The 1,747-nt window shown below is 35.7% G+C and carries 2 protein-coding genes; both read left to right on the forward strand.

Features of this window, described 5'->3' with window-relative positions; all coding sequences use genetic code 11:
- The first annotated feature begins 96 nt into the window (after positions 1-96).
- Positions 97-663 carry a hypothetical protein gene (locus D1Z90_RS20475; RefSeq protein ID WP_119912624.1) on the forward strand — a complete coding sequence of 189 codons (567 nt, stop codon included), beginning with the start codon at positions 97-99 and terminating at the stop codon, positions 661-663.
- 4 nt (positions 664-667) lie between these two features.
- Positions 668-1,438: an adenylate/guanylate cyclase gene (locus tag D1Z90_RS20480; RefSeq protein WP_119912625.1), complete on the forward strand. Its 771-nt coding sequence runs from the start codon at positions 668-670 to the stop codon at positions 1,436-1,438.
- The last annotated feature ends 309 nt before the right edge of the window (positions 1,439-1,747 follow it).

Raw genomic sequence — 1,747 nt, forward strand, 5'->3', positions numbered from 1 at the left:
AACAGTGTGGCACTGGCCTAGCTAACCCACGATAAATGCAGGAGGTCGACACTGTGCACAGGGAATCATTATGTCTATATTTTCAATGGAATACTCATGAAATCACAACAAATCTCATATTTGTATCAGTCCATATCAGATATACAAAGTACTATAAGAGCCATAGATGTAAAACTTGGTTTTTTATTTGTTGCCATCTTTTTACCTGTAGTCGCTGTTCCTAAAATTTACCTTATTTATAATGAAATAAAACATGTTGCCTTTTACGATATTTCATCGTTATTGCTTTCGCTATTGTGGTGCTCGTCCCTATATTTCTTATTTAAATCATTAGTTTCAATTAAGAATCCAGTATCAGGAATTGAAAATATAGAAATGAACAACAAGTGCTCTTTCTATAATGGAGACTTGTTTAAACTTGATAAAATTGATCTTTTTTTCAATTTCCCTATCAAATCAAAGAAAACTGTTTCTATTAAATGCGAAGAGCTACCTCAAAATGAAGATGAGATTATATCCAGTTTAATGTATGAGAGCTTTAAACTTTCATACATTAGAGATCTAAAAATTGCACGATCAACGATATGTACATACTGCATATTTTTAACTATTTCATTGGGCACCCTTATTTGGTGCCTCTCTATTTTTAAAGTTGGGCTATAAGAAAATGGATCAGAATAAAAAAGATGAATTACTAAAATTAATTAATCAAAGTCTGAATAATGCAGAAGCAATATGGAATAAAGAAGGGGCAAACTTAGTTGCAATGGACGAAAGTGCTGGATTAGAATCATATAGTATAAATAAATCAGAAAGCACTCCTTCATTTATTCCTGGATATCCAATGGTAAGCTCTGACCAGAATGAGGTTGCTACATTCATCGCTTTAGTGGCTGATATGAGAGAATCTAGTAAACATTTACTGTGTGATATTAGTTCTAAAAAAGCAAAAGTATCAATGCTCCAAAGAGTATATTACGAAACTTCTGCTTTACTTCCAGCTCTTGCAAAAACTATTGATTATGAGCAAGGTGCTGTAACTGAATATTTAGGGGATGGTGTATTGGCTTTCTTTAAAGTTGATGACAACAATGAAAGTGAATCCATCTATGCAGCACATCGCGCAGCTAAAAATTGTATAAATATATGTAGAGCAATTGTAAATGAAGAAATTGAAAAGCGATATAATTTACCACCATTAGATATAGGCATCGGCTTGGCATGTAGTAAGGCTTTAATTACGTTAGTTGGCTTGGAGGGCTCGAAGCATGCAAAAGCATTTGGCGAATGTGTTTTTAGAGCTACAAAGTTATCTGGTGGAATGAACTGTATATATACTGATGCTCGACTTGAAGCTATGTGGCCTACTGTTTCTGGTGGTGGTCTTCGTTTTAATAGAAAAGAAGTTAATGGTGTTGAAGGCTACCTTATTGAATAAAAATATAACAAGGCAATTAAACGGAACTAAAACAGTGGGTTACGTTCCGCTTCGCTCCACATTTTAACCCACTATTTTAGTCCGCTTATTGCGGCGCTGACGGATCCCCTCATAATTTCCCTAGTCCAGCGTTGTGCGTGAGCCGTTGATATTCCAGTATTGCCCATTGATATTGGGACTCGTAAATTTGATACCGCCTATGGCTCCGAATTTCCCTTCCTAAGCGGGGTATGGAAAGCACTCTGCGATGTTTTATTGTGTTGGCTTGAAAGTCAAAATGCCACTTCGCTTGTACCGCAACGAGTCCAT

It is taken from the genome of Motilimonas pumila, from assembly GCF_003596335.1.
Taxonomy (GTDB): domain Bacteria; phylum Pseudomonadota; class Gammaproteobacteria; order Enterobacterales; family CBDFNC01; genus Motilimonas; species Motilimonas pumila.